Source organism: Phytohalomonas tamaricis, assembly GCF_003012345.1.
GTDB classification, from domain to species: Bacteria; Pseudomonadota; Gammaproteobacteria; order Pseudomonadales; family Halomonadaceae; genus Phytohalomonas; species Phytohalomonas tamaricis.
The window spans coordinates 1-26,966 of record NZ_PVRV01000023.1; the positions used below are offsets into that span (position 1 = coordinate 1).

Annotated in this window: 26 protein-coding genes, 1 tRNA gene and 1 rRNA gene; 14 read left to right on the forward strand and 14 right to left on the reverse strand. The window is 49.8% G+C overall.

All coding sequences use genetic code 11. The annotated features are described in order from the left end of the window. Nucleotides 1-77: ribosomal RNA gene (gene rrf, locus C3Z11_RS17365) — 5S ribosomal RNA — on the forward strand; the annotation flags it as partial. Nucleotides 78-261: 184 nt separating this feature from the next. Here the strand turns inward: rrf and C3Z11_RS11255 are convergent. After that, on the reverse strand, nucleotides 262-396 hold the full coding sequence (locus C3Z11_RS11255) for a VOC family protein (RefSeq protein WP_262927413.1): 135 nt from the start codon (nucleotides 394-396) through the stop codon (nucleotides 262-264). 218 nt (nucleotides 397-614) lie between these two features. On the opposite strand from C3Z11_RS11255, the gene C3Z11_RS11260 reads away from it, so the two are divergent. Continuing rightward, nucleotides 615-3,053, forward strand: coding sequence for a glucose/quinate/shikimate family membrane-bound PQQ-dependent dehydrogenase (locus C3Z11_RS11260; RefSeq protein WP_106478057.1), 2,439 nt, complete (start codon nucleotides 615-617; stop codon nucleotides 3,051-3,053). A gap of 1,918 nt (nucleotides 3,054-4,971) precedes the next feature. Then, nucleotides 4,972-6,948 (forward strand): acyltransferase family protein, encoded by a 1,977-nt coding sequence (locus tag C3Z11_RS11265; protein ID WP_106478058.1) that lies wholly within the window; start codon nucleotides 4,972-4,974, stop codon nucleotides 6,946-6,948. A gap of 754 nt (nucleotides 6,949-7,702) precedes the next feature. Here the strand turns inward: C3Z11_RS11265 and C3Z11_RS11270 are convergent. The 3 genes from C3Z11_RS11270 to C3Z11_RS11280 all read right to left on the reverse strand — a co-directional run bounded on the left by C3Z11_RS11270 (nucleotide 7,703) and on the right by C3Z11_RS11280 (nucleotide 8,661). Continuing rightward, nucleotides 7,703-7,779, reverse strand: a tRNA-Pro gene (locus C3Z11_RS11270). A 116-nt stretch (nucleotides 7,780-7,895) separates the two neighbouring features. Beyond that, the gene (locus tag C3Z11_RS11275) at nucleotides 7,896-8,156 is read right to left on the reverse strand and encodes a hypothetical protein (protein ID WP_106478059.1); all 261 of its coding nucleotides are present in this window, start codon (nucleotides 8,154-8,156) and stop codon (nucleotides 7,896-7,898) included. 241 nt (nucleotides 8,157-8,397) lie between these two features. Further along, nucleotides 8,398-8,661: a hypothetical protein gene (locus C3Z11_RS11280; RefSeq protein ID WP_106478060.1), complete on the reverse strand. Its 264-nt coding sequence runs from the start codon at nucleotides 8,659-8,661 to the stop codon at nucleotides 8,398-8,400. A 577-nt stretch (nucleotides 8,662-9,238) separates the two neighbouring features. Between C3Z11_RS11280 and C3Z11_RS11285 the strand changes: the two genes are divergently transcribed. After that, nucleotides 9,239-9,613, forward strand: a complete 375-nt coding sequence (locus C3Z11_RS11285; protein WP_106478061.1) for a CidA/LrgA family protein — start codon at nucleotides 9,239-9,241, stop codon at nucleotides 9,611-9,613. Next, on the forward strand, nucleotides 9,610-10,338 hold the full coding sequence (locus C3Z11_RS11290; protein WP_106478062.1) for an LrgB family protein: 729 nt from the start codon (nucleotides 9,610-9,612) through the stop codon (nucleotides 10,336-10,338). Before C3Z11_RS11285 ends, C3Z11_RS11290 begins: the two co-directional genes overlap by 4 nt. On the opposite strand, the gene rarD is transcribed toward C3Z11_RS11290, so the two are convergent. Continuing rightward, nucleotides 10,319-11,233 (reverse strand): EamA family transporter RarD, encoded by a 915-nt coding sequence (gene rarD, locus C3Z11_RS11295; RefSeq protein ID WP_106478063.1) that lies wholly within the window; start codon nucleotides 11,231-11,233, stop codon nucleotides 10,319-10,321. The genes C3Z11_RS11290 and rarD overlap by 20 nt on opposite strands. A 32-nt stretch (nucleotides 11,234-11,265) precedes the next feature. Beyond that, nucleotides 11,266-11,601: a DUF1904 family protein gene (locus C3Z11_RS11300; protein WP_106478520.1), complete on the reverse strand. Its 336-nt coding sequence runs from the start codon at nucleotides 11,599-11,601 to the stop codon at nucleotides 11,266-11,268. Nucleotides 11,602-11,775: 174 nt separating this feature from the next. Between C3Z11_RS11300 and C3Z11_RS11305 the strand changes: the two genes are divergently transcribed. Then, nucleotides 11,776-12,558 carry an amidohydrolase gene (locus C3Z11_RS11305; protein WP_106478064.1) on the forward strand — a complete coding sequence of 261 codons (783 nt, stop codon included), beginning with the start codon at nucleotides 11,776-11,778 and terminating at the stop codon, nucleotides 12,556-12,558. 106 nt (nucleotides 12,559-12,664) lie between these two features. On the opposite strand, the gene ycaO is transcribed toward C3Z11_RS11305, so the two are convergent. Further along, complete coding sequence (ycaO, locus tag C3Z11_RS11310; RefSeq protein WP_106478065.1) at nucleotides 12,665-14,395, reverse strand: 30S ribosomal protein S12 methylthiotransferase accessory factor YcaO; 1,731 nt, start codon at nucleotides 14,393-14,395, stop codon at nucleotides 12,665-12,667. 254 nt (nucleotides 14,396-14,649) lie between these two features. Here ycaO and C3Z11_RS11315 point away from each other — a divergent pair, with 254 nt between their 5' ends. Continuing rightward, nucleotides 14,650-15,327: a hypothetical protein gene (locus tag C3Z11_RS11315; protein WP_106478066.1), complete on the forward strand. Its 678-nt coding sequence runs from the start codon at nucleotides 14,650-14,652 to the stop codon at nucleotides 15,325-15,327. Here C3Z11_RS11315 and C3Z11_RS11320 read toward each other — a convergent pair. The 3 genes from C3Z11_RS11320 to gloB form a co-directional block, all read right to left on the reverse strand. After that, the gene (locus C3Z11_RS11320) at nucleotides 15,317-15,706 is read right to left on the reverse strand and encodes an AAA family ATPase (RefSeq protein ID WP_106478067.1); all 390 of its coding nucleotides are present in this window, start codon (nucleotides 15,704-15,706) and stop codon (nucleotides 15,317-15,319) included. The two genes, C3Z11_RS11315 and C3Z11_RS11320, sit on opposite strands and share 11 nt — an antisense overlap. A 143-nt stretch (nucleotides 15,707-15,849) precedes the next feature. After that, nucleotides 15,850-17,178, reverse strand: a complete 1,329-nt coding sequence (locus C3Z11_RS11325) for a LysM peptidoglycan-binding domain-containing protein (RefSeq protein ID WP_106478068.1) — start codon at nucleotides 17,176-17,178, stop codon at nucleotides 15,850-15,852. 80 nt (nucleotides 17,179-17,258) lie between these two features. Next, nucleotides 17,259-18,026: a hydroxyacylglutathione hydrolase gene (gene gloB, locus C3Z11_RS11330; protein ID WP_106478069.1), complete on the reverse strand. Its 768-nt coding sequence runs from the start codon at nucleotides 18,024-18,026 to the stop codon at nucleotides 17,259-17,261. A gap of 78 nt (nucleotides 18,027-18,104) precedes the next feature. Here gloB and C3Z11_RS11335 point away from each other — a divergent pair, with 78 nt between their 5' ends. From C3Z11_RS11335 to nudC, 4 genes are read left to right on the forward strand one after another with little or no spacing between them, the layout of a single operon-like run. Continuing rightward, nucleotides 18,105-18,893 (forward strand): class I SAM-dependent methyltransferase, encoded by a 789-nt coding sequence (locus tag C3Z11_RS11335; protein WP_106478070.1) that lies wholly within the window; start codon nucleotides 18,105-18,107, stop codon nucleotides 18,891-18,893. After that, nucleotides 18,886-19,368: a ribonuclease HI gene (rnhA, locus tag C3Z11_RS11340; protein ID WP_106478071.1), complete on the forward strand. Its 483-nt coding sequence runs from the start codon at nucleotides 18,886-18,888 to the stop codon at nucleotides 19,366-19,368. Before C3Z11_RS11335 ends, rnhA begins: the two co-directional genes overlap by 8 nt. Further along, nucleotides 19,368-20,102 (forward strand): DNA polymerase III subunit epsilon, encoded by a 735-nt coding sequence (dnaQ, locus tag C3Z11_RS11345; RefSeq protein ID WP_106478072.1) that lies wholly within the window; start codon nucleotides 19,368-19,370, stop codon nucleotides 20,100-20,102. Before rnhA ends, dnaQ begins: the two co-directional genes overlap by 1 nt. Nucleotides 20,103-20,126: 24 nt before the next feature. Then, nucleotides 20,127-20,903, forward strand: coding sequence for an NAD(+) diphosphatase (gene nudC, locus C3Z11_RS11350; protein ID WP_106478073.1), 777 nt, complete (start codon nucleotides 20,127-20,129; stop codon nucleotides 20,901-20,903). Between the two features lie 30 nt (nucleotides 20,904-20,933). Here nudC and C3Z11_RS11355 read toward each other — a convergent pair whose 3' ends face one another. Further along, nucleotides 20,934-21,248, reverse strand: coding sequence for an SCP2 sterol-binding domain-containing protein (locus tag C3Z11_RS11355; protein ID WP_106478074.1), 315 nt, complete (start codon nucleotides 21,246-21,248; stop codon nucleotides 20,934-20,936). A 151-nt stretch (nucleotides 21,249-21,399) separates the two neighbouring features. Here C3Z11_RS11355 and sohB point away from each other — a divergent pair, with 151 nt between their 5' ends. Beyond that, nucleotides 21,400-22,458: a protease SohB gene (gene sohB, locus C3Z11_RS11360; protein ID WP_106478075.1), complete on the forward strand. Its 1,059-nt coding sequence runs from the start codon at nucleotides 21,400-21,402 to the stop codon at nucleotides 22,456-22,458. Between the two features lie 144 nt (nucleotides 22,459-22,602). Here the strand turns inward: sohB and C3Z11_RS11365 are convergent, their stop codons facing one another. After that, the gene (locus tag C3Z11_RS11365) at nucleotides 22,603-22,917 is read right to left on the reverse strand and encodes an ArsR/SmtB family transcription factor (protein WP_106478076.1); all 315 of its coding nucleotides are present in this window, start codon (nucleotides 22,915-22,917) and stop codon (nucleotides 22,603-22,605) included. A 240-nt stretch (nucleotides 22,918-23,157) separates the two neighbouring features. Between C3Z11_RS11365 and C3Z11_RS11370 the strand changes: the two genes are divergently transcribed. Beyond that, on the forward strand, nucleotides 23,158-23,826 hold the full coding sequence (locus C3Z11_RS11370; RefSeq protein ID WP_106478077.1) for a 7-cyano-7-deazaguanine/7-aminomethyl-7-deazaguanine transporter: 669 nt from the start codon (nucleotides 23,158-23,160) through the stop codon (nucleotides 23,824-23,826). A gap of 195 nt (nucleotides 23,827-24,021) precedes the next feature. Next, a complete protein-coding gene (locus C3Z11_RS11375; RefSeq protein WP_106478078.1) occupies nucleotides 24,022-24,813 on the forward strand; it encodes an alpha/beta fold hydrolase in 792 nt (263 codons plus the stop codon). 28 nt (nucleotides 24,814-24,841) lie between these two features. Here the strand turns inward: C3Z11_RS11375 and C3Z11_RS11380 are convergent, their stop codons facing one another. Both C3Z11_RS11380 and mntR read right to left on the reverse strand, forming a co-directional pair. Beyond that, nucleotides 24,842-26,257: an exonuclease domain-containing protein gene (locus C3Z11_RS11380; RefSeq protein WP_106478079.1), complete on the reverse strand. Its 1,416-nt coding sequence runs from the start codon at nucleotides 26,255-26,257 to the stop codon at nucleotides 24,842-24,844. Nucleotides 26,258-26,523: 266 nt separating this feature from the next. Continuing rightward, nucleotides 26,524-26,961: a manganese-binding transcriptional regulator MntR gene (gene mntR / locus C3Z11_RS11385; protein WP_106478080.1), complete on the reverse strand. Its 438-nt coding sequence runs from the start codon at nucleotides 26,959-26,961 to the stop codon at nucleotides 26,524-26,526. Nucleotides 26,962-26,966 lie beyond the last annotated feature (5 nt).

Below are 26,966 nucleotides of genomic sequence, written 5' to 3' on the forward strand. Positions count from 1 at the left end.
CCGAACTCAGTAGTGAAACCGCTCAGCGCCGATGGTAGTGTGGGGTCTCCCCATGTGAGAGTAGGTCATCGTCAGGCATCTATACCCAACCCCGCACCTTACGGTGCGGGGTTTTTTATGCTCGCCATCTAGGATCTTGATCCTGCCCGCCCCCCGGCCCCGCCTGACGGCGTTGCCCGCCGCAGCCCGACTCCCGAACACGCCCACATAAAAAAAGCCTGCCACAGCGGCAGGCATGGGTGCAGTTATCCGCATGTAGCCTCAGCGCAGCTGGTAAAACTCGATCGGCGTGCCGTCCGGGTCGGCAAAGAAGGTGAAGCGCTGATGCGTCAGCTCATCGGTACGGATCACCTCGCATGTTACGCCGCGTGCTTCAAGTAGAATAAACACGGTCACGACCCTGTCCTTAACAAAGCTAATCTTCACTGATATCTCATTAATATTTTAATAGTTAAAAGCTGAAGAAAATATAAGCAGTATTTGATTTGTTCTTGGGCTAAGTCCAACTACTTTTACAATAGTTCATTATGAATTAACCCATTCGCAAGAAGGCACCACATGGTGACCATGCAAAACTGTACTAATAAAGTAGAGTCATCAAAGGGGAATGTTATATGAGTGATACTGCCCGGAACGGGCCCAAACTGCCTTCTCTTATTCTTGGTATCGTGTTGCTACTGCTAGGGCTTGCTCTGATAGTCGGGGGAGTGAAGTTGCTTACTGCCGGTGGTAGTTGGTACTACTTGATAGCGGGTATAGGCATTTTGCTGAGCGGGATTTTGCTGATTACTCTGCGTGGCGCGGCACTTTCGCTTTATGCCTTGGTATTATTTGGGACGACACTGTGGGCTCTTTGGGAGGTCGGGCTCGATTGGTGGCAGCTGGTACCGCGTGTCGCAGTGCTCTGCTTGATCGGTATTATCATGTTACTGCCTTGGTGGCGGCGCCCGCTGGATTCAAAGATTGGTAGCCTGGCGCTTAGTGGTGCTGTTGTGGTAGCCATCATCGTGGCGATTGCCAGCCAGTTTACGTCTCCTCACGCTATCCAAGGCCAGCTTGCTGATGAGAGTTCATCTGGTGCTAGCAATCCCGCCCAAGCTGCAGGCGATGATTGGCCCGCGTATGGCGGGACCAACGCAGGAACACACTATTCAACGCTTAAACAGATCACTCCGGGCAATGCTGATCAGTTGCAGGAAGTCTGGCGTTTTCGTACAGGCGATATGCCTGGACCTAATGATCCCCCCGAGTTGACCAATGAAAATACGCCGCTCAAGGTCAATGGCAAACTCTATGTCTGCACCCCGCATAGTCAGGTCATTGCCCTCGACCCGGACAGTGGCAAGGAACTTTGGCGCTTCGATCCCAAGCTAAGCACACAGAACGCCGATAGTTTCGAAGGTTGGGCTCACATGACTTGCCGCGGCGTGGCCTATCATGATGACTCTGCCTACGGTTCCGCATCCACTGCAAACAGCGGCTCGGATATGGCAAATATGTCTGCTGGCGAGATGGCTCCAGACGTCCAAGCACCACCTGTTGGCAATGCCTGTCAGCGTCGCATTTTCGTACCTACCGCTGATACCCGCTTGATCGCACTGAACGCCGATACCGGCGAAATGTGTGACGATTTCGGTGATCATGGCTCGGTCGATCTCAGCAATAATATTGGTTCTTTCGAAGCAGGGGGGTATTACTCCACTTCGCCACCTGCCGTAACTCGTGATTTAGTCATTATCGGTGGTCATGTCACTGATAATAGTTCCATCGATGAACCCTCTGGTGTGGTTCGCGCCTATGACGTCCATGACGGCCATCTAGTCTGGAACTGGGACAGTGGCAATCCTACCGAGACAGCGCCGATCGGCCCCGATGAAACCTATACCCGTAATTCACCGAACGTATGGGCACCAATCAGCGTCGATGAGTCGCTAGGCTTGGTCTACCTACCGATGGGCAATGCCACGCCTGATCAGTTTGGCGGCAACCGCAGCGAAAATGATGAGAAGTATAGTGCCGCACTAGTGGCACTGGATCTGGCTACGGGACAGGTCCGTTGGGATTATCAGTTTGTGCATCATGACTTGTGGGATATGGATACTCCCGCTCAGCCCGTATTGGTCGATCTGCAGACCGAGAACGGTACCGAGCCCGCAGTGATTCAGCCAACCAAGCAAGGCAGCCTCTATGTCCTTAACCGTGAAACTGGTGAGCCGATCGTTCCCATCAATGAAGTGCCGGCGCCTCAAGGCGCAGCTGAGGGAGATTGGGCAGCCGATACTCAGCCGCGCTCAGAACTGAACCTCCTACCGCTGCCGTTAACTGGCCGCGACATGTGGGGGGCAACGCCTGTCGATCAGATGATGTGTCGGATCAAATTCCATTCACTGCGCTATGAAGGACAATATACGCCCCCGTCTCAGCAAGGCTCTATTGTCTATCCCGGTAACGTCGGCGTTTTCAACTGGGGCGGCATTGCGGTCGATCCTGAACGCCAGGCTATCTTCACTGGTGCCAAGTATCTTGCTTTTGTCTCACGGCTAGTGCCGAGAGAAGAAGTACAAGAGGGTGAACAATCAGCGACTGAGCAAGGGTTGCAGCCTAACAAGGGGGCGCCTTACGCAGTGGAGCTTGGGCCATTGATGTCAGTGCTCAATGTGCCTTGTCAAGCACCTCCGTGGGGGGATGTTGCAGGCATCAACCTCAACGGTGCTGAAGTGGCATGGATGCATCGCAATGGCACGACGCGAGACAGCATGCCGCTATCGTTGCCGATTCCGCTAAAGGTTGGCGTACCAGCATTGGGCGGACCGCTGACAACGGGAGGCGGTGTTTCCTTTCTCAGTGGTACTCTGGATCAATATTTACGTGCTTATGATATCACCACGGGAGATGAACTCTGGAAAGGGCGATTACCCGCCGGTGGCCAATCTACACCGATGACCTATACCGGCAATGACGGACGTCAATATGTTCTGATCGTGGCCGGAGGGCACGGTACCTTTGGTGGTAAGATGGGCGATTATGTGATTGCCTACGCGCTGCCAGACTAGTCAGTCAGCAGGGGTTGCGTTTCATGATGAAGGTTACTGACGTTGTATATGTTTATTACCGCGTCAGTAACCTTTAATTGTTGGGCATTCTTTCATGTTTGGTAGTTTTTAGGAGTACAGTTCCAAGCTTGTCCCATGGCATGCATTTAGCTACCTAAATATAACTAGAAATGTTTTTCAAACATGTGTCACTCTTCTAGAATTTTTCCGGAAGGACTTGGGGCGGCAATAACAGAGAAGAAAGTTATTTTGATGATACGGGGCGACTCACCCAAAGCAGCAACTTGATTCTGTAATGTTCAGTTTTTGACTATTCTGTTCGCTTGCCTCGCGTAATATCCCCTCACCGCTACATCTGCATACTTATTGGCTCTCATTATCTCATTCTGATTATCAGTCATAGCGTATGGTGTTATGGGAACTATGTGCTGCTACAGAACATCTTTTTATGATACGAGAAGATGTGGGAAAGAGGTTAGAATATTGACGAACGCAGCGGTCCGAAGCTTTTAAGCTGATCTCGAAATGAACAGAAGCGGGATTTAAATAAAATGTAAGACAGTAGCTGTATGCTCGGTACTCTCCGAAGAGAAAACATATTTAGAGGTTCACATATGTCTTACTTAGAAGAAGTATTCTTGAGCTGGCTATGGAAGTTCTTTGATGAATCTCTAGATGAGGAAGATGAACTTTTACCATAGTGAAATTAGAATGCGCTAACTCCTGGCTGCGGTTAAATGCTTTGATAGTAGAATTCAAAGGCCAAAAATATTTTTAATAGAACTGTCCTCAGAACGGCCTGTACTTCATCTTGAAAAGATAAAGGATATATTACTATTACAATTCATCGGTAAAAAAGCGCTTATAGCCGACTCGATTGTCGTAAAAGGTTTTGACGTGGTTTTGACAAATTAAAAAAGCCGCTTGCGGTTGACCGTAAGCGGCTTTTTTAATTAATACTATCTGGTCGGGGCGACATGGTTCGAACCTGCGACCTCTATGCCCATTGCATTCATACGATATTTTTATAGAAGCTAGCAGGAACAAAAAACCTCATTAAATTCATGCTGTACAATAAGTTATATTCTTAAGGGCGGTGTTTCTTAACTCGATAGATAAAGAATATATAAGCTGTTGCGATTCATACAATAGATTCATATTTTTTAGAGTACCGCTACGCAAATGAAGCTAAGGATTAATTGAGATTAAAAGCCAAGTACCCTAGCGTGCAAAATAATTGCTTCAATGCTCTATAACTCTTTTTATCCTCGCCGAATTTTGGAGCTTGTTGATTAAGAAAGCCATAGCGATTTTATTTATATTTTGCCTATATACTGGCATACCATTTAATGGGTAGGCTTGAAAAGTTAGTAATGGGCAACCATGAATCGAGAAAAATATTATTTTATTGTAGACCTGAAACAGTGCTCAGCCGAGCAGAGAGCATTGTTAGTTGAGCCCGAGCAGCAGCTGCCCGCGTCTCCAAGGCCACAATCGTCGAACCGAAAAACTCTCTAAACAGATAGAAGATTCTCTACAGCTGCAAGCCGATGATCTCCCGCAGTGACACGAGGAGGTCGAAATCGATTGGATAATTCGTTTCGAATGTATGGAGTGCTCTGATAGCGAAGCTTGGATACATTCTGAACACCCGCTTTTCAATATATGCTGACATTTTCTATAGAAGAAGAGGTATGGTAAAAAGCTGGGCAGCCGCCGTGTGGGACTGCGCTGGCTAGTGAGAGATGCAAAAAGTCATGGCTGTATGCGATAACGCGTCGACTTTATTCCATAAGCTATCTTGCATACAGTCAATCAACCCATCTATGCGATAATGCGCCGGCTTCATTTCATGAGTTGTCTTGCATGAAGTGAACTGACCCCTTTACGTTTGATTTTTTGAAGGACTACAAGCTGCATGAAGCCAGCCATTGCTCCAGTCTCCTTTCGCCCAGATATACAAGGATTACGCGCCTGGGCGGTTATCGCCGTTTTACTCTTCCATTTCAACTTGCCTGGTGCCAGTTCTGGCTTCATTGGCGTAGATATATTTTTTGTTGTTTCCGGCTTTTTAATGGCCTCAATTATTGTGAAGGGCTTGGAAAAGAAAAACTTTTCCATTTGGCAATTCTATATATCGCGGATACGACGAATTGTTCCTGCGCTGATGGTGCTGTTGGTTGTATTGCTTGTACTTGGTTGGTTTTTGTTGCCGACGCCTGATTACAAAAGTTTGGGAGCTCAGTCGGCCTCTTCTTTAGGATTTTTATCCAACATCTACTACTGGCGTACGGCAAGTTATTTTGGTGCTACTGCTCATGAGAAGTGGCTTCTGCATACCTGGTCTTTAGGCATTGAATTTCAGTTTTATGTGCTTTTCCCTGTTTTTATGCTGCTGTTGTGGAAAATAAAACCAAAGATAAAAACACTTTTCTGGGGATTGGGTGGAGGCTTCGCTGTTTCCTTAGCGCTAAGTATTGTAGCGAGCAGCTGGCAGCCTACAGCAGCTTTTTATTTGTTACCCACTCGTGGCTGGGAATTGGCTGCTGGCGGATTAGCATTTTTAATTGGTCGCGAAGTACCTAGCTTGCAGCGTTTTGCTAAGCCGATGTTCTGGACTGGATTTACTTTATGGGTTGTCGCTGCTCTGTTTATCGACAACAGTCTTGCGTGGCCATCGGGCTGGGCGCTGTTTCCGGTAATGGGCACAGCTCTGATTATCATCGCGCAGCAAACCAACGTTAAACTCATGGTTAATCCCTTAGCTCAATGGCTGGGCAACCGTTCTTATTCTTTGTACTTATGGCACTGGCCACTGGTGGTCGCGCTGTATTTTACAGGTCTACACACTGATTGGCTGTGGATCACAGCTGCATTTGCATTGAGCTTGCTGTTTGGGGATTTGTCCTACCGCCTGATCGAAACTCCTACTCGAAAATACCTAACCGCTGCAAGTTTTGCCAAGCAGGGAAGTGTTTTCGCCGTAACGAGTTTAGTGATTGTTTTGAGTGCGGTAAGTGTAAATGTTTTTGATCTTAAATTCAGAGGTATGAATCAATCAGAAAAAGATCAATATTTAGTGCATTATTCGCGAGAAAAGTTTGTGCCATTAATTAGAGAAGATTATCTTGAACAGTGTAACTTTTTTGATGATATCTCTGGCACTGCAAAGAAGCATATTAATGCAAACTGCACGAGCAAAGAAGGTGATGGTGGTGTTTTCTTGTGGGGCGATAGCCACGCTCAAGCTCTATCATTTGGATTAAGGAAGTTACTTAAAGAAAACTATCAAAACACTCCATTTTATCAAGTTGCATCATCTGGTTGTCGCGCACATCTAACACCGGACACACAAACATCCGGTGAGTTTAAGATTTCATGTGACAGGTCAAATGCTTACGTCTTAGAAAAAATAAAAATGTTGCAACCGGACCTTGTTATTATTGCTCAACAAAATCGTCACGATAAAAATAATTTTGAAGATATTTCAAATAAACTCTTATCTTTTGGCGTGAAACAGGTCTTTGTAGTTGGACCAGTCCCAGAGTGGGAACCCACCCTACCTAAGATAATTGCCCGTAGGCATTGGCAGGACGATAATAAAATTGAGGATGTAAGTTTCGTAAAGTCATTGCGCGATATGGATCAGCAATTAGTTAAGAAATTTGATGACTCTAGAAATTTTAAATATTTTTCAGTAATGAGTGAGCTTTGTGATGGCTACAAATGCTTAGCTAAGCTCGATGAAGATCGAACCCCTCTGGTATTTGATTATGGACATTTAAGCCCTGCAGGTTCCAGCTATGTTGTTAAAAACGTTCTGGCCTTACCAATTGATCAGGTGCTTACAGATCAGGAGCATAAGCCAATAGCAGCGGCACATCTCGCACCTTAGCAGAAGCTCATGCCGGCAACTAGATGAACTACGTTGCCGGCCCCATCCCAGTATTGGTGGCCTCAAGACCGATATGAATGCTTGATTACCTTGTGTGGCGTCTCCCCTATGCCATATGGTGAACTCGGGATCGTGCTGCTTAAAACCTAATGGATAGAAATATCAGGGCCTACGTGTACAATCCTTTTGTTTGACAGCACAGACTAACCGGAAACAGGTGCTTGCAGCCTGAGGCTTTAGCAACTTCTAGCTCGCTATTTATAGGAAGATAGTTAGTGCCCAGTCACAGATAACATGGTCTCTGTACTTTAGTGTACCTATTACGTTATCGATCCGTTCGCGAGGCACTATTAGCGACTATCGATCATGATCTGTGACGTCTTTTGAAGCCCTTTTTTCAAACGTTGGACATACCGTGATGCGGAACAGTAGTGTGTCCCGCAGATGGATACCTGGTCAGAGGCAGTGGCTTAACGGAAGGAAGCTGATAAAAATGACCTGATTATTCCTATTTCGGTCGGATCATGTTGCAGCGATCGTGACTGACTGCGTGCTTTTTCGATGAAATCCGGTCTAAGTTTAATACGTCCGTTAGGTGATCGCAGATGGTGGGGTTCGCCTCAACGTCTGTATGATGCGAGACGGTAAATGTATTTGGTGCCGCCGTGTGTCATCTATATGTCGCCTGAAGTATAGAAAAACAAAAAACCGCCACTCGGCATGATCCATAAGTGGCGGTTTTTCTTAATCTTTCTGGTCGGAGCGACAGGATTCGAACCTGCGACCTCTGCAACCCCATTGCAGCGCGCTACCAAGCTGCGCCACGCTCCGTTATCAGGCTTGCCCTGAAGACGATGCGTATCCTACACAATTGTTCTTAAAAAAGAAAGCTTGTTCTTCTATTTTGCAGAAGACCATGCCAAGGCAAGGGTGTGTCTGGAACAAACTCACCCATTCGCGTTGAAAAATTCGAGTTCGATATCCTGCATCTCAAGATCCAAGCTGTCTGCTATCTGCTTTTTGAGGAGCGCATGACCACTTTGATCATCTCGGTAAGCAAAAGATATATCGAGATCATCTAATTGATGAGTCAAATCATTGCCGTGATCATCTTCGATGGCATTGATGCGAAAGGCAGTTGCGGTACTGCCCTTATTATTATTATAAGCGGAGGTAACATACTCTTGATAAACAATAAACAGAGGCATTTCACTTTCCTCTACCCGCTTGAATTCATTTGCTTCAATGGCCCACGCAAGACAGAATACTCTGGAGGTGCTAATAAGCTGTGCTGTCTCCGCTCCTCATCGAAACGCTATTGCTCTTGTGATGTTCAATACTTCGCCTTATTCAAGGCATGCTCATACTGGATCATTACTACTAATCGTTGAGAATCGGGTCACTCACCAGTAGTGACCCAAGCTACTAAATGCAAGCCATCAGCCTCATCTATTCTGCAGAGAAATTATGAACACCATGACGGTTGAGGCATTGGTTTACGAATGCTGGTGACGTGTCCAGCTTCTTGGCGATGTCATCGATGCTAAGTCCTTTCTTGACCATATCAGTACTGATCACAGCGCCTATTTCAGCCGCAGTGTCCTGAGAGGGATCTTCATCATGAGACTGTGTAGAAGAGGTCCCTTTATCAAAGACTTGCTGTGCTTTTTTAATCATTTCCGGCGTAATGTTATCGATGCTATCTAAGGACATGATATAGCCTCTCGCTGCTGGTTATACTCAACGTATGCCTTTTACCGTCAAATCACCAATTGATGTAATGAAATACCGCTATAGCGGTATTTAATGCCAAGTGTGAGGTATAGAGCACGATGAAACTATTGATAGGAATAGCCAAGGAACCGCCCTGACATTTTTGGCTGTTACAGAGATGAGGTTAGCAGTTATTCCGGTAGTCGGTAATCGATAGTCACTCAGGGTATTTCATTCGGTCTGGTTTGGAAAACCAACCATGTGCCACGTTATCTTATCGGGGTGCACGCTGGCTTGTGCAACGCAGAGGTTGCTTACTCTGACGGAAACCAATACAAACAAGACACTAACGAACGTCAAAAAAGTTCCAGCAGCGTAACTTGCCAAGCATTGCGATGGTATTCACCCAAAACAGCCAACGCTTGCGCGAACGAGTCTTGGCAAAAGGCTGTACATGACCGCTTGACGCACTGTCGTAGGATTCCCGTTTACAAGCGCTGAGCATCGAGCCGATGCTTGAAAATCTGGACTCGATTGGATTTATTGGCGGTTAAATCATTATTAAGGAGAGAATCGAATGCCATTGCTGGTGGGCATGTGTGTTCTGTTGACCTGTCAGCTCATAGGGGAGCTGATTGCCCGCGGCGCTTCATTGCCGATTCCGGGTCCTGTCATCGGTATGATGGTATTGCTTGTCGGACTGATGCTTCATGGACGCACCCCTGACGGTGTTCGCCTCACCTCAGAAGGCCTGCTGCGATATCTTGCCTTGCTATTTGTGCCTGCTGGGGTAGGCGTTATGACGCATTTCGAGCTGATTCGAGCCAATCTTTGGACTTTGATTATTACGCTTATTGTATCGACGGTCGTCACTCAGGCACTGACGGCATTATTACTGCGTCGGCTCAATCGTCACCGGCTTGAAGATCATGAGGCGGAATCGCAGCCATGACATTGCATGCGTTCGATCAGCTTTGGGTCTACCTTTCCGGTGCGCCATTACTCTATCTGCTGGTAACCCTATTAGCCTTCTGGCTGGCTACGGTGCTCAATAAACGGTTTGGTGGCACACCGTTTCTTCATCCCGTGTTAGTTGCCATCGTACTGATCATCTGCTTTTTGTTGATTACACATACCACATACGCAACCTATTTCGACGGTGCGCAGTTCATCCATTTTCTCTTGGGGCCGGCGACGGTAGCGTTGGCTGTCCCTCTCTACGATCATCTCGCCAGAGTGCGCTCTATGCTGATTCCACTTGGATTGGCGTGTGTCGGCGGTATTATCATTTCAGCGTTTATGACTTTAGGACTTGCCACGGCAATGGGTGCACCACATCAACTATTGGTGACGCTGGCGCCTAAGTCGGTAACGTCACCTATTGCAATGGGAATTGCTGACCAGCTCGGCGGCATACCGTCGCTGGCGGCAGGCTTAGTGCTGATTACTGGAGCCATTGGCGCAGCTACCGGTCCGGTAGTGTTCCGTCTTCTGAAGATCCGCGACCATACGGTGCAAGGCTTTACTATGGGGCTGTCGGCGCATGGCTTTGGTACGGCGCATTGTTTTAGCTCTATCAGTGCATTGGCAGGAGCTTTCGCTGGCCTTGCGATGGGATTGACCGGACTATTGACCGCCATTTTGCTGCCGCTGCTGGTCAAGCTGTTCGGTCTTTGACCGTCTGCCAGCTTGCCACGCTATAGAGAATCAGGCTTGCCCAGATAAAACAGAAGGTAACTAGTTCCACCGGCGTGAGCTTTTCATCAAATACCACGAGGGCAAAGATGAGCTGAAGCGTTGGGTTCAGATACATCAGAAAGCCGACCGTCATCAGCGTCAGGCGCCTGGTCGCGCCGGCAAAGGCTAGCAGCGGTAGAGCTGTAAGAATGCCGCTGGCAATCAACAATATGCTGGTAGGCCATTGCTGTCCGAAGTGTGATGAATCTTGAATGAAAAGCCAGCCAAAGCTGATAAGTGCCAATGGCATGAGCAACAGCGTCTCGACTAGTAACCCGGTCAAGCTATCGAGAGGAATTTGCTTACGAAACAGGCCATAGCAGCCAAAGCTACCTGCAAGGGCAAGTGATATCCAGGGTAACTCACCTAAGCGTATTAACTGAATCAATATGCCTGTAATGGCCAATAAAAGCGCAACACGCTGCAGACGGTTCATGCGCTCTTTAAGCACCAACATGCCCAGCGCCACGTTAACCAATGGCGTCATGAAATAGCCAAGGCTTGCTTGCAGTACTTCATGGTGTCCGACTGCCCAGATATAAAGCCACCAGTTAAACGCAATTAATAGCGCGCAGACGGCGGCCCTTGCCAACTGAGGGGGGCATGCCAGCGCTTTTATGACGGGTTGCCAGCGTCGTACTGCCGTCACAAGCAATAGCAGAAAGATGCAGGACCAGATAATACGGTGGGTCAGAATCTCGAAAGCAGGTGTAGTATCAAATAGCGAGAAGAAAAGGGGAAAACAACCCCACATACCATAGGCAAGCAGGCCAAAGCCTATCCCTTTAGTATGCTCTCGATCGGCAGGCAAACTAGATAATCGAGAGGATGGCATGATCTGATGTCGCTACTCGGTTAGTACAATTATCAATGATCAGCAAAGTGCTGTCCCCGTGCGTAATAGCTACGTTTATCGAGTGCTATAAAAAAGACTTCGACTTCGTTGAGTCCCGAATCTGAAAGCGCTTGTGTAATCGCTGCTGCGCAAGCATCCCGTACTGCATCGCCGCGCTCGAACCAAAGCACCTCAACAAAGGGAAAAGGCGGCGCTTCCTCTCCATCGAAGATGAAGGTCGAGGCGATGCATTCCAAGGTGAAATCATCTCGAGCGGTGGCTGTCACCTCGGCGAGACGATCCAGGAGTTGGCGTGAAACCGGAGCAAGACGGGCAGGGGTGACGCCATGAAAACGAAGCTGGGGCATGGACGGTCTCTTCTTCCAGGGGCGTTGTGATATGACAATGCCGATTACTTTAACATAATCGCTTTTCCAATCGGCATCGCCCATGGTCGATCCTGATGCTGCTGATGGCAGTTCAATTGAGATAATCTAACCAGCAAAGTCATGCCATCATGACAAAATAATATGAGGAACATTATGACAGAGCTCAGGACTACGCTGGTGCAGGCGGATCTGCGCTGGGAAGACCCCAAAGCCAACTGCCAGATGCTGGATGGTTTGCTCCACGAAACGCATGCCACCGATCTAATTGTTCTGCCGGAAATGTTCGCGACTGGATTTACAATGAATTCCCGAGCGATGGCTGAGCCAATGGCCGAAAGTTATACCGTGGAATGGATGCGTGAGCAGGCACAGCGTAGCCAGGCCGTGGTCACCGGTAGTGTAGCCATCCTTGACCAGGGCAGCTGTTTTAATCGTCTGATATGGGCCCAGCCTAATGGCGAACTCATCTGGTATGATAAGCGTCATTTGTTTCGCATGGGTGGCGAACACGAACGTTACGGTATAGGAAGTGAACGACGAATTGTCGAGCTTTGTGGTTTTCGTATTCTGCTTACGGTCTGCTATGACTTGCGCTTCCCGGTATGGCTACGCAACGTGGAGGATGAATACGACGTGATGCTTTGTGTCGCCAACTGGCCAGCAGCACGGCGCCATCCATGGCGAACGTTATTGCAGGCACGCGCAATAGAAAACCTCTGCTATGTCATCGGTGTCAACCGTGTCGGTGAGGACGCCAAGGGCCTCCATTACAGCGGCGATTCAATGTTGATCGATTATAAGGGAGAGGCACTGATCGATGAGCCTCGCGACATGCCCTTCATGAGAACCGGCACGCTCGGTCTTGAGTCTCTACGTGAATTTCGCAGCAAGTTTCCCGCTTGGATGGATGCTGATCGCTTCACGCTTGAGCCGTGAAATTGGGAAACATAGGGTCGATAACTAAAATCCCGCACCTTCGATCCAAGGTGCGGGATTTCTTCATGACGTCATCATTCTTTAAATGACAGCACAATAACAGCGGTCAGGCCGGCTGAGACTGCGCACGAATGACTTTTTCATAAGCTTCAAGCAGTCGGGCGTGGGCTTGGGTCGGCGCCAGCGGGTCGAGCTCATCGAGTCCGGGGAAAAGCAGGCGACCTTCGCTGAGCTCTTCGGCTTCCTCGACAAGGGTCTCGCCATGGTAAGCGTTCAATGCACGCCGATAATTGTCGAGTTCGGCACCGGCAAGCTGCAGTTCGAGCACATCTGAGAGCGCACGCAACTGCGCACGTTCATCATTATCAAGATGACCCGATGACAGCACCATGCCAAGCTGGTCGAAGGCCTCCTCCTGCTCGCCGAGGGCAAGCTGTAACCATAACTTAAGTTCACCAATGCGCAGGCGTGCCCAGGGTGTGCCCTTGTCGCCGACGATGCCTGCCCATTCGAGTACACGAAGTTGTTCGTTAACGGCATGCTGCTCCAACGCCTCGAGCAGAGTGCGCCATGACACTTCATCGGCAATAGCTAACTGGCACAGCAGGCTACGGTAGGGCAGCGCCTGATTGTTGTTCTGCCATTTGAGCTCATCAGCGGGATAGATTTCCGAGAAGCCCGGCACCAGAATGCGGCAGGCATAAGCACCCAATGCCGTATATTCGGCGATATAAACGTCATGGCCTTCTTCGTGCAGCAATTCAATCAAGGCTTCACGTGTCGCAGCGTTGTCACGGGAATCGTCCCAATCAGCGAACGCAATGTCCGCCTCATCACTGAGCAGTGCCCAGCTGACATAGCCACTGGAATCGATGAAGTGCAGCTCAAGATTATGCGGGTCGCTGACCATGTCCATGTCAGTGGTCGGCGCAGGAAAACCCTCAAGTTCATCAAGGGCTCGCCCTTGTAGCAGCTCAGTCAAGGCGCGCTCAAGCGCCACTTCGAAGCGAGGGTGCGCGCCGAACGAGGCGTAAACGCCGTAGTCATTGGGGTTCTGCAAAATGACGCACATGACTGGATAGCGCCCACCAAGCGAGGCATCAAGCGCCCGCAGTGTGAAACCGGCTTTGTTAAGCGCTTCAAGTCCTGCCTCAATCTTGGGGTAACGAGCAATCACTTCAGCGGGAACTTCCGGCAGGGTGATCGCTTCTGAAATAATGCGATTTTTGATGGCCCGTTCGAAGATTTCGGATAATCCCTGAACAATGGCTTCATCACGATTATTGCCAGCTGACATGCCGTTGGAGACAAACAGGTTACCGATCACGTTAATCGGGAAAAGCACCTTTGCCTGATCACGCTGGCGGATATACGGCACGGCGCAAACACCTTTGCCGCTATCACCGCCGTTCATGTCCTTGAGCTCCGCAAGTGTCAGCTGAGCTTCGGGGTCATAGCGTTCACGCGTCTTGTCATCGAGCAGATCAGCAGGCAGTTGTCCGTTTCCTGCGAACCACTGCTCGTCATGCTGATGAACGAAGCCATGCTGATCAAGCACAGGCGTCAGATAGAAATCTGCCCATAGATAGCGTGTTGACAGCCGCTCGATCAGTTCTCCATAAGCGCTGGCCAGAGCGGCTTCGCGGCTGGCACCCTTGCCGTTGGAAAATACTTGCGGGCAGTCGCGGTCACGGATATGAACAGACCAGATATACGGTGCCGGATTGAGCCAACGTGCCTCCTCGATATGGAAGCCGAGATTCGAGACAGCCGCATTCAATCGTTCGATTGAGGCTTCAAGGGCGGCATCCTTGCCGGGGATGTAGGTAAGGCTCATGAAAGCTCCGCATTAAGGCATTTAATCAAGAATAAAGCGCGCACTTTAACATGCGCTCATGTCACTGCATGTCTTTTTCATACGGTAACGGCTTACAGGCGTTTGTCTGTCAAAAATATAGCGATTTTTGTCTTATGCCGTATTGAGCATCGCCTAGCGGCAATGCCAATCCGCGAGCTTATTAGTCATAAAATGATAAACATACGTTATATAGGATAAAGACATTAATCCTCTTCACCTGTCAGGAGGTTCGCATGGCCAGCAAGAAACAAGTGGTCGCAGTGTTAATGAGTCGTCATGGCCGAACGTTTTCCAACGAGCTGGGTATTGATCTTCATAAGAATACACCGTCTCCTCTTTTCCGCTTGCTGTGCTTTGCATTACTAAGCAGTGCGCGAATCGATGCTCAACTGGCCATGAGTGCTTCTAAGTCACTTGCTCAAAAAGGCTGGACCACAGTCAGCAAGATGCATCAGAGCACTTGGGAGGAGCGCGTTCAGGTGCTTCACCAGGCAGGCTATACACGGCTACAGGAAAAAACAGCGACTCAGTTAGGAGAGCTGACCGATAAGTTATTAGATGACTACGATGGGGATTTGCGAAAGCTTCGTGAAGCGGCGCAGGGCAAACCCAAAAAAATCCGTAAGCATTTAAAAACATTCAAGGGAATTGGAGAAACGGGGGCGAACATCTTTCTGCGTGAAGTTCAGCTCGTATGGGAAGAGTGCTATCCCTTTGCAGACAAGCCGGCATTAAAGGCGGCGGAAGCGCTTAAACTAGGTAAGAACGCCGAAAAACTCGCCAGTCGGGTCGAGCAGAATCATTATCCTCGCTTGATTGCATCATTGGTACGTGCGCAACTTTCCAACAGTCTTGATGATGTGCGCGAGGCGGCGAAAAATAGTGAGAGCAAGAAAGTGTCTATAACGTAACATTAAAGCGCCGTTTCATACGGTCGAAATCTTCTTCGGGCACGTTATGCAGCGAGCTGTTGCCGTGGCGATTTTCAACAATGAGGGAAAAAACTCGGTAACTGTATTGTTCCGCTAGACGGTAGTAGGGCTTCATTTCCCGATTTCGTACAAAGGTGTTGGCAACGGCAATGTCCCGGCCTGTTGTCATTGCCTGTTTAACTGCGTTCTGGCACCAGCGATGAGCTGGCCAAAGCTTGTTAACGTCGAAGAGATAGTTGCCTTGCTCATCGTAAAAGAAATCATCGGCAGCAAAAACGCTGCCTTCTGGCACGATGCTGCGAGCAAACGTGGTCTTGCCCGCTCCGGGTAATCCTCTGACAAGATAGAGATTGGGCACGCGTTAACGTCTCCTGGGTGCGCTATGGACTGTTTGAATATTGCCTCTTCATGCTTACGGTAAACCGAAGCAGACAGTATTTTCCAAGCCGTCTGCTGCGGCTTATCCGTTAATCCCTATACCACGGCACGCTTCAAACAAGGTCAATCTTCTTGATACAAGGTCAAGCGCTGGCCGGGCTTCAGCTGTTGATCAGTATGCATGCCATTCCAGCGGGCAAGATCCTTGATAGCAACTTTGTGACGCTTGGCGAGCGTCCACAGGCTATCGCCGCGTTTGACACTTATATGATTCATCTTGCCTGAGGAAACTTCCTGGTTAGCTATCGTCAGCGTCGGTCCAGCAGGAACAAGCAGTGTCTGCCCAATACGAAGCGATGAGTGCTGGAGTGCATTCTTGCGACGAATAACGGTTATCGGTGTCTTCACCCGTGCCGCAATGCCAGAAAGCGTATCGCCACGGCGAACCACGTAGCGTTGCCAGGTACTGCGCTTGCTAGCGGGGAGAGCGGCGAGATTAGCCAGAAAAGTTTGTTTGTTGTCGACTGGAATCAATAATGGCGGATTGTTCTGCGGACGTGTTGCCCACCGATGATAGGCGGGGTTGAGCGCACGAATCTTTTTCTCGCTAGTACCGGCTAACGTTGCCGCAAGCTTGATATCAAGCTGACCGTGCGTACCGACCTGAGCGAACTTTGGGGTGTCAGAGATATGAGGCAACTCGATGCCATAGTGCCCAGGACGCGCAACGATGGCCGATAGGGCCAGCAGCTTTGGCACGTAATCCATCGTTTCTGCAGGCAAATGCAAGTGCCAGTAATCGACAGGCTTGCCCTGATGTGCGGCGACGTCACGGGCCTTGTTAACCGTACCGGCGCCGGCATTATAAGCCGCTAAAGCGAGAGGCCAGTCACCGTCATACCATTGGTCAGCCTGCATCTGGAGATAGGTCAATGCCGCCCTGGTCGCTGAGGGCACATCCTGGCGACCGTCGTACCACCAGGTACGCTCCAAGCCCATGGCATCACCTGTTCGAGGCATGAATTGCCATAAACCAACGGACCCGCCAGGGTTGCGTGCTGAGGGGTCATAAGCACTTTCTACAAAAGGCAGCAGGGCAATTTCAGTAGGTATACCGTTATCTTGAATTTGAAAAACCACAAAACGTAACCATAAACTAGTCTGTTCAGCAGAATGCATAAAAAATTGTGGATGCGCCTGATACCAGGCAATCCAATGTTGTACACGCGGATTATCGGTATCATGAGGAAGACGGAAACCGGCACGCAGGCGTTCCCATACATCCGCAAATGGCTTAACGCGTAGATTAAGCGCATCGTAAAAAGTGCTTGCTTGAGGCTGAGCATGTTGTGCAGTTGCTGCCTGAGCAGGAACTGCAAATGAAGAGACAGTGGTTAATAAGAGCACGCTTGCCAGGCCTGCTGCCTGGCGAAGCGGAGGCTTCAAACTCATTTTATTAATATCCTTACTGCGGGCGGCTCGTTACTTCGCCAATACAATCAAACAGACCGAGCATGTGTATTGCGTGAAGCTCAAAAATTGTCTTTCCAGGCACGAAGAGCCTTAAACGTGGACAAGGCATCTACCGTATCGCCTTGCTCAGCTGCTTGGTTCTGTAACGCAGGCTTATCTGCACGCAGAAAAGGATTAATGGCGCATTCGCGGCCAATCGTCGTAGGCAATGTTGGGCGACCCAGTGCGCGCGCCCGCTCGCACTCCTTCAACAGCGCATCACGTTCAGCATTGTCGGGTTCTGCAGCCTGGGCGAAAGCAAGGTTGGCAAGCGTATATTCGTGAGCGCCAAAGACCAGCGTATCATCGGAGAACTGCTTGAAGCGTTCGAGCGCCCCAAACATCTGTTCGGGAGTGCCTTCGAATAGTCGACCACAGCCGCCACAGAACAGGGTATCGCCACAGAGTAATAACGATGGCGTGCCAGGCAGCAGGAACGAGATATGATCAAGGGTATGTCCCGGAGTCTCCAGCACTTCGACACGACGGCCAAGTAGACGGAAGCTGTCGCCTTCACCGACGTTTTCTGTCAATTCCTTGATCTTGTCATTATGTGGGCCAATGATACGTGGCGAGTAACGCTCGGCCAGTTCTGCCAGGCCGCCAGTGTGATCATTATGATGATGGGTAATCAAGATAGTATCGAGTGCTAGGCCGTGACGTTCGATATAGTCGATAACGGGCGTAGCATCACCGGGATCCACCACAGCTAAATCGGAGGTGGTGTCCTGTTGAAGCAGCCAAATATAGTTGTCTTGAAACGCCGGGAGCGGTTTCACGGTCAACATGGCATCCTCAATATGTTTGGTTAAGTACGAATGGAGCGCTTAGAAAAAATGGCACAACCTTGCGGGGGCTAGCGCCGTATGTCAAATCCCGAGTGGTATGAAGACACGCAAAAGCATCTGGTAGGTGTTTTTGACGCGGGGCAGGATTATTGGAACAGTGCGTATGGGCAAGCACAATGGCACTGTGAGCGTGCTTGCTTGGGGCCGATACTTGAGCGATTGACGGGCCAACATGCCTTGGAACTTGGCATGGCGTCACCCTTGATTGAACTCGCGCCTGTTCGTCATCATATCCGTTGGACACCATCGCTTGGGCAGGCCATGCATCCTTCCACGTTGGTATGTGATCCGGCAGCCATGGCATTGCCCGATGAAAGCATGGATGTGGTGTTGGTTCATCATCTTCTTGAGGCTGCGCCGAAACCGCATCACATTCTGCGTGAGGCTGCACGGGTGACATCAGACCATGGCAGTCTGCTTATCGTAGGTTGGCATCCTTTTGGTCTTGGCATGCTTAACCGGTGCTTGCCGAGCCGCCGCAATGAATGGCCATGTCATGGGCAATGGCATAGCGTTCAACGCATGAAGGATTGGCTGACGTTTGTCGATTTTGAAATCGAGCGGGTAGACTATTGCGGTTTCGGTGTCTCTGGTTATGGTAATTTCGAGTCATGGGGGAGGCGCCATAATTTTCCGCTTGGCAGTGCATTTGTAATTAACGCCTGTCGCAAGATGACCCGTGTACGCCCCATTCGGCTACGTTTTCCAGTACGTGCTTTCGTGCCCGGCGGTATGGTCGGGCACGGCACGTCGCTGGCACATCAAAATGAATGGCATGAAAAAGGCAGAATCAAAGCGGATGAGTAATTCGGGTGTAGAAAGCGGCGATAAGCCGCATGTGACGGTCTATACCGACGGTGGTTGCCGCGGTAATCCTGGGCCCGGTGGCTGGGGCGCCGTGCTTCAGTCAGGCAAGTACAAGAAAACTCTTAAAGGTGGGGAGCCGGACACGACGAACAATCGTATGGAATTGACCGCAGCGATCCGCGCGCTGGAAGCATTGAATCGTCCCTGTCGTGTCGAACTATGGACTGACTCCGAGTATGTGCGCAACGGCATTACCAAGTGGATTCATAATTGGGTCAAGCGCAACTGGAAGACGGCAGCGCGTGAACCGGTAAAGAATGCTGAGCTATGGCGTGAGTTACTTACCCAATGCGAACGCCACGATATTGAGTGGCATTGGGTGAAGGGGCACAGCGGTCATCTAGGCAACGAGCTTGCTGATCAGTTGGCCAACAGCGCCATGGATGAAATGAAGCTACAGACGCGAGAAGCATGATGAGACAGATTGTCCTCGATACCGAAACTACGGGCATTGACCCCAATGAAGGCCACCGGCTGGTCGAGATTGGTGGTGTTGAAGTGATCAATCGCCGCTTAACAGGCCGTCACTATCATCAGTACATCAATCCTGAACGTAATATCGATGCTGAAGTCGTTGAAATACATGGCATTACCAATGAGCGGGTCGCCAACGAGCCCGTCTTTGCCCAGATTGCCGATGAGTTCTGGGAATTCATCAAAGGCGCAGAGCTCGTCATTCATAACGCAGCGTTCGATGTTGGCTTTCTCGATCACGAGTTCAATCGGCTTAACCAGATGCGTGGTGAGCCTCGGCTTGGCCCGGTAGCGTCAGCCTGTAAGATACTGGACACCTTGAAGCTGGCCCGTGACATGCACCCCGGGCAGCGTAATAATCTTGATGCGTTATGTAAGCGTTATGATATCGATAACGGTCATCGGGAATTGCACGGCGCCTTGCTTGACTCAGAGATTCTTGCCGACGTCTATCTAGCGATGACTGGCGGCCAAACGGCGCTTTTGTTAGGGGCTAACGAAACCGATAACGATACTGAAGGTGGTGTTGATGTTGGAACGCGGCGTTTAAGCGCTGATCGTCGGCCGTTACGTGTCATCCGCCCTCAGAATAGTGAACTGGACGCCCACAACGCCAAGCTGGAAACGTTGCGTAAGGCAACGGGCGAATGCGTTTGGGATCGGCTTGGACATTAATGTCCAGCAACAGGAGTCAAGGACATGCTAGAGCGTACATTGAATGGCCTAACCGATTGCCGTAAAGGTCATCTGGTGAGGATGGACCGCTCGGGCATCGCTCCCGGTGAAGATGATGGCATCTTGCAGGAGATGACTCGCTGGCCTCATGAAGCGTTGGCCATTGGCCGCTGGAATGGCACTCCGGTCGCTGTCGTCAGTGAAGAGGGTGCTCATGGTTGGCCTGCGGCGAGAGATTGGCTGGGACTATTGCCGCCCAGCCAGTTTCCATTGTTGTCTACGGCTTTGCAGGTCGTGACCTGGGCACATGACCATCGCTTCTGTAGTCGCTGTGCTACGCCAATGAAGCGTCGTTCTGAAGAGTTTGCGATGGAATGCCCCAACTGCCATTTTCGCAGCTACCCGCGAATATCGCCTTGTATCATCACGCTAGTAACGCATGGCCGACAGCTATTGCTAGCTCGCAGTCCACGTTTTCCTGCGGGGCGATTCAGTACGCTGGCGGGATTTATTGAAGCGGGGGAGTCGGCAGAAGAGGCAATGCGTCGTGAGGTTTTTGAAGAAGTAGGGCTTGAGATCGGTCGGATCAGCTACTTCAAGAGTCAATCATGGCCGTTTCCCCATTCCTTCATGATGGGATTTTACGCCGAAGCCGCCAGCCGTGACATCGTCATCGACGGCGTCGAGATCGAAGCCGCCGACTGGTTCACGGTTGATAATCTGCCGGGATTGCCGCCTCCGTATTCCATCTCACGAGCACTGATTGATAATTTCCTACGGGGCACAGCCAGCACTGATTGATGTTAAAAAGTCTGGCGGCGCTAGACGCAATCAACGTTTGAACAATTTGGAAAGCTGCGTCGCCAACATCACATTTCCAGTTGCCTTGAGTCGTCCTGACATGAACGCTCCCATGCCGCTGATATTGCCCTCCATAACGCCTTTGAGTGTCTGCTTGTCAGCGCTGAGCGTTATGGAGGGCTCGTGATGGTTACCTTCGTGAATTTCCATTGTTCCGTCATTGATAACAAGATAGTAATTATCGCCGTCGGTAATATCGAATTGGTAAATAGCCTGCATGCCTTTCGAGGCTTGAGGATCGAAATGGTCCTTGAGCTTTTCAAGCAGGTCTTCTCTGGAGGTCATCGGGCTTCCTTGCAGTACTTGCGATAGATGGCTGGTAATAAACGTGTGCCGAGCGTATTGAAAATCATACACTTGATGCAAGTTTTACGCTTGGCAGTTCTAGCCAAGCCATTGATCTGGTGGGCCTGATTCTTAAACAAGAGGTGATAATGTGAGCGACTGGTTTTATGAATATGGACTGTTTCTGGCCCAGGCCGTAACGATTGTAGTGGCAATAGCGATTGTCATTGGCCTTCTTGCCAAGCTCAAGAGCAGTGGCGATAGCGGCAACAAGGCAGGAAAACTGAGCATACGTGAGCGTAATACACATTTTCGCAAGCATCGTGAACAACTAGAGGAAGCCCGGCTAGATAAAGGCCAGCAGACCAAGCATGCAAAAGCGCGTCGTAAAGCAGAAAAAGCTGAGCAAAAAACACTGAAGAAGAAAAATGTCGATGAGAATGCTGCAAGACCTGTTGTTTGGGTGCTGGATTTTCATGGCGACATTCGCGCTTCGCGTACGTCACTTTTCAGCGAGGAAATCTCCGCATTACTGCTGACGGCAAAGCAAGGAGATGAAGTTGTTGTGCGCCTGGAGTCGGGTGGTGGGCTAGTTCATGCCTATGGCCTTGCCGCAGCACAGCTTGATCGGCTACGCGAAGCGGATATAAAACTTACCGTGTGTGTCGATAAAGTGGCGGCAAGTGGAGGTTACATGATGGCCTGCTGTGCCGATCGCTTGCTGGCGGCACCCTTTGCGGTAATAGGGTCAATTGGTGTAGTTGCCCAAGTACCCAACATCCATCGTCTTTTGAAGAAAAATGATGTTGATGTCGAAGTATTGACGGCGGGTAAGCATAAACGCACCTTGACAGTTGTCGGTGAGAATACAGAGGAGGGCAAGGCCAAGTTTCTTGAAGACTTGCAGAGCACGCATGATCTGTTCAAGACATTTGTCGCCCAGCGTCGACCGGGACTTGACATCGATGCGGTAGCTGATGGCGATATCTGGTATGGCACTCAAGCCATCGATGAAAAGCTTATTGATGAAGTCAATACCAGTGAATCCTATCTACAATCGAAGCTCGAAGAGGCGCGCGTTCTGGAAGTATCGCTCAAGCCAAAGCGTACTTTCATGGATCGTATGGGAAAACAAGCGGCGCTGACGATTGAATATAGTGCCGAACGCGTTATTGAGCGAATAGTCCGCTCACGTTGGGAAAAACATTGAAATAGCTTCTTATTTGAAATGAATAGATAAAATAAAGCGGTGCCGGCCCTTACGGGGTCGGCACCGCTTTATCTACAGGCAGACATGCTCTAAAGGGTGAGGCGTCATAATCAAGGCCGACCCACCAATCAGGATTGCCCATCTTTAACGATTTAAGTTGATCAAGGTATTGATGACGGCCTGCGCATGCTCGCCTTGCAGTGAGTAATAGATGGTCTGCGAGGCCCGTCTTGTGCTGACAAGTCCCTCACGACGCAGTACAGCAAGGTGTTGTGAGAGCGCCGATTGACTGAGCTCAAGTTTGGCATTGAGTTCAGAAACCGAGAGTTCCTTATTCTGCAGCAGACAGAGAATCCGTAGACGATTTTCGTTTGCCATCGCTTTCAACAGCGGCGCAGCATCACCGATGGTTACTTCGTAACCTAATGATGCGGCAGGAGCATCAACGTACAGGCTCATTTAAAAAATTCCTCTTAGCATGGCCCAAAGTGTTATTTAGCGAATGATCAATAATTTTGTAATGATTGTCTAAGCAAGCGCTTTAACGTTATTTCATCGCAACTTCTTAAACAACTATTAAGTTAAATAGCCTTTTCCTATGATTGCTCTTACTGAGTAAGCGCTTTAGACTGCGCGCCTTCATTTGGCCCTCATTCGTACAGGGGTTCCCTCACCCCCTTGATTAAAAAGGTAATGCCCATGATTTACCTTCCTGAACGGAAGCTTCATAACGCACTTGCTGCGCTGGTGTTCTTCCACATTGCGGTGATCGCCGCTAGTAATTATCTCGTTCAATTGCCTATTACCCTGTTTGGATTCCACACTACTTGGGGCGCTTTTAGTTTCCCTTTTATTTTCCTGGCAACCGATCTCACGGTCCGCCTGTTAGGTAAAGCTCCCGCCAGACAGCTTATTGGCTGGGTTATGTTGCCTGCCTTGCTGATTTCTTATCTGCTCTCAGTCCTTTTTCAGGAAGGAAGCTATCGAGGGCTCACGGCGTTAACCCAGTGGAACCTATTTGTCGGGCGTATTGCGCTAGCCAGTTTCATGGCTTACGTGTTGGGCCAGTTGCTCGATATCCATGTCTTTGACCGCCTGCGTCGGCTTGGAACCTGGTGGATAGCGCCTGCAGCCTCGACTGTATTGGGAAACTTTGTTGACACTTTCGCGTTTTTTTTCGTGGCGTTTTGGAACGGACCCAACCCCTTCATGGCAGAACACTGGATCGAAATTGCCACGGTTGATTACTGTGTAAAACTTGCTATAAGTCTGGTGCTATTTTTGCCGCTTTACGGCGTATTGCTGAGTTGGCTTTTACGTCGCCTGTTGACGTTTTCCGACACCTACACGGTAGACGAGAAGCGCTGACCCAGACGAAAGACAATACGAGCACTGGACTGTGGTTATCGGCGTACTGCAGCCAAAAATAAGCATAAATATCACAGCAACATTGCATCTATTGATCGATAGGGAAATCTTATCGTTCGATGCCCAAGCGATTATACGGTTAGTGAGATAATTCGCTTTGCTAATATGATGCTGCCAAATAATTAAGGAGCAAATATGGACGTTGAGCTGCATTTAGTTGATACGGCCAAGTCAAATGAGAATGGCAGCGATAAAGCACCGCCGTTGGTTATCCTGCATGGATTATTTGGCAGTGCAGATAACTGGCGCTCACATATCAAACACTGGCAAGTCACTCGGCGGGTTATTGCCGTTGATCTGCGTAATCATGGCCGTTCTACCCATGCCAAGGGCATGGGTTACGAGGCAATGGCTGATGATGTACTTGGCGCACTTGATCTGCTAGGCATCGAACGTTTTGACCTGCTTGGGCATTCAATGGGCGGGAAAGTAGCCATGACTATGGCAAGGCGGGTACCACAGCGCATTGAACATCTTATTGTTGCTGATATTGCCCCGATTGCTTACAAGCATGGCCATGAGACCATCTTTCAAGCCATGCGCCGTGTGGAGAGAGAACCACCTAAAAATCGCAAGGAGGCCGACAGTGCTATGGCCGAGTTCATTGAAAGCTCAGCAACACGCATGTTTCTGGCGACCAATCTTGTACGCAACGAGCAGGGTGAATTGAGCTGGCGTGTTGGCCTGGACAATATCGAACAGGATTATGATTCAATTGTGGCGGCGCCTGGTGGTACGGGGGCCTATGAGGGTAAAGCACTGGTACTGAGAGGGGGGCGTTCCGATTATGTCAGCGATGATACCTTGTCAGCGGTTAAGCAGGTTTTGCCGCAAGCCAAGATTGTTACGCTAAAAGAGGCGGGCCATTGGCTTCATGCCGAGCAGCCCGAGCGCTTTCAAGAAGAAGTCGAGGCTTTTCTCGACTGAAAACAGTGCGATTCTTGCCTTAAAGGCGTCAATCCAGGCAAACGATCTCGATGCTAGCATCATCATTTTTTAAAAAGCGCTGCAATATTTTATAAGTGTCTACATCAAAGGTGACGTTATCGCGCTGAGCGGCAATCTCGCCAAGTGATGCAAAGCTGCCTAGATAGCACCAGTGATCCACAAGATGATAGGCCTCGTCTCCTGCGGGGCCTGTCTCCTTGATCGCAACGCGTCCAGGCCACGGCCAGTGCGCGATACGTAATCTTTCCAGCGCCGTGCGGGCGCGCTGAGTATGTTCTTCTAGCGTCTCTACGCCACAACACGCCCCGTTGCATCGCTTGATCTGATAAGCAAAACAGCGTCCCTTGCTACGCTCGATACCAAGCACCTGAGGGCAAAGTTTATGCTCTTCAGCGATTCCCTTGAGCGCCTGGGTAGCTTCTTTGCGTGAGCGGAAGGTGCCGTAAGCTTCACCACCATGCTTGGCATGGCCCAGCATTTTTCCATCAGCTAGCTCTGGATTCATTGCCTGGGCAGGCCAATACCAACTGACCAGAGTACTACGTCTGCGCAGTTGTCGGTTATAAATCGGAGACAACTGCTTGACCAGTTGTGCTTCGAGCAGCTGCGCGCCGAGATCCCCTGCGGTTTCTCTCCACTCAATATGCTGAACCTGCTGGCTGATCTGCATTTCACGGTCATTACTATGATCACTACTGAAGTGGTTGAGTACGCGGGAACGCAGGTTAACGCTTTTACCTACATACAAAGGCAGATGGTTGTGCCCATAGAAAAGATAGACGCCAGGCCTGGCGGGCACTTCCTCGAGTAAATCTGCATCAAGGTTTGCAGGGAGGTTACGGTTGTTCTGCTGCTTGGAAGCATACTGCTCAATAACTTCTACCGGGTAATGTCGTGCCCAACAACGCCACAGATCAAGCAGAGCAGTAGTGTCACCTAGCGCACGATGGCGAGCGTGGGTTTCAATACCGTGTCGCTGCATCAGTGCATCCAGATTATGGTGACGATGCTCGGGAGAAAGACTGCGTGATAGGCGCAGTGTGCAGATGACACGTGTCGAGAATTCCATTCCTAACCGGCGAAATTCGTTACGCAGGAAACTGTAATCAAAGCGGGCGTTGTGGGCGACAAGCGATCCATCGCTGAGCCAAAGATGCAATTGTTCGGCGATATCCGAAAAGTGAGGTTGACCGGCAACCAGTTCATCATCAATGCCCGTCAGTCGGGCTATAGCAGGCGGGATCGCAACGCCGGGATCGATCAATGTCACAAATCGATCAATAATTTCATCATCAATAACCTTGAGAGCCGCTATTTCAGTCACGCGATCACGGGTTGCACGCGTCCCCGTGGTTTCAAGATCAATAAATATTAATGGTGTATCTGCAAATGGGGCATGAAGATTGATGAGCGGTTCTGTCATCGCTGTACAGGGGCTCCTTTGACAGGTTGCGGCGCATACTCACCGAAGCAAGCGCCGAGACAAGATAGGTAAATGATGGGATAGGTCAGATAATCGAGATATTAAATTTAGTTGATTCTAATGATGTGAAGTTCATTATTTGCCAAATACGGGCGTCAAACTTCATTCGAATGGTAGGAGTGTGTACTACAAATCAAACAAGGAACAAACGAGCGGAAATAACTATTTCCGTTCGTTTGCACTTCACGAGGGTGGCAGCGTAGCAGCTATCGCTTCTTTACGGGCATACTGTTGGGCAGACTGGCTAAAAAGCGCCGCATCGCTTCGACGGTATCATCGCTACAGTGATGTTCGATGCCTTCGGAATCAGCGCGTGCAACGGCATCTGGAACGCCAAGGGCTACCAGCGTTTCAAGAACGACTTGATGGCGCTTGGCGACTTTTTGCGCCAGGTCTTCGCCCTGATCGGTCAAAAATATTCCCCGATAAGGACGCGCATTGACTAAGCCATCACGTTTTAGACGTGTAATGACTTTGGATACCGCTGCTGGGCTGACACCAAAGCGCTCCGCCAGATCACTCGCTCTTGCCTCACCAAGATGATGGTGGAGGTGGGCGATTTCTTCCACATAGTCTTCGACAAGTTCTCGCTGATGATCCTGGCGAACCCGTTCAAAGTGCTCGTGGTGTGGCGTTAAGTTCATGAGGC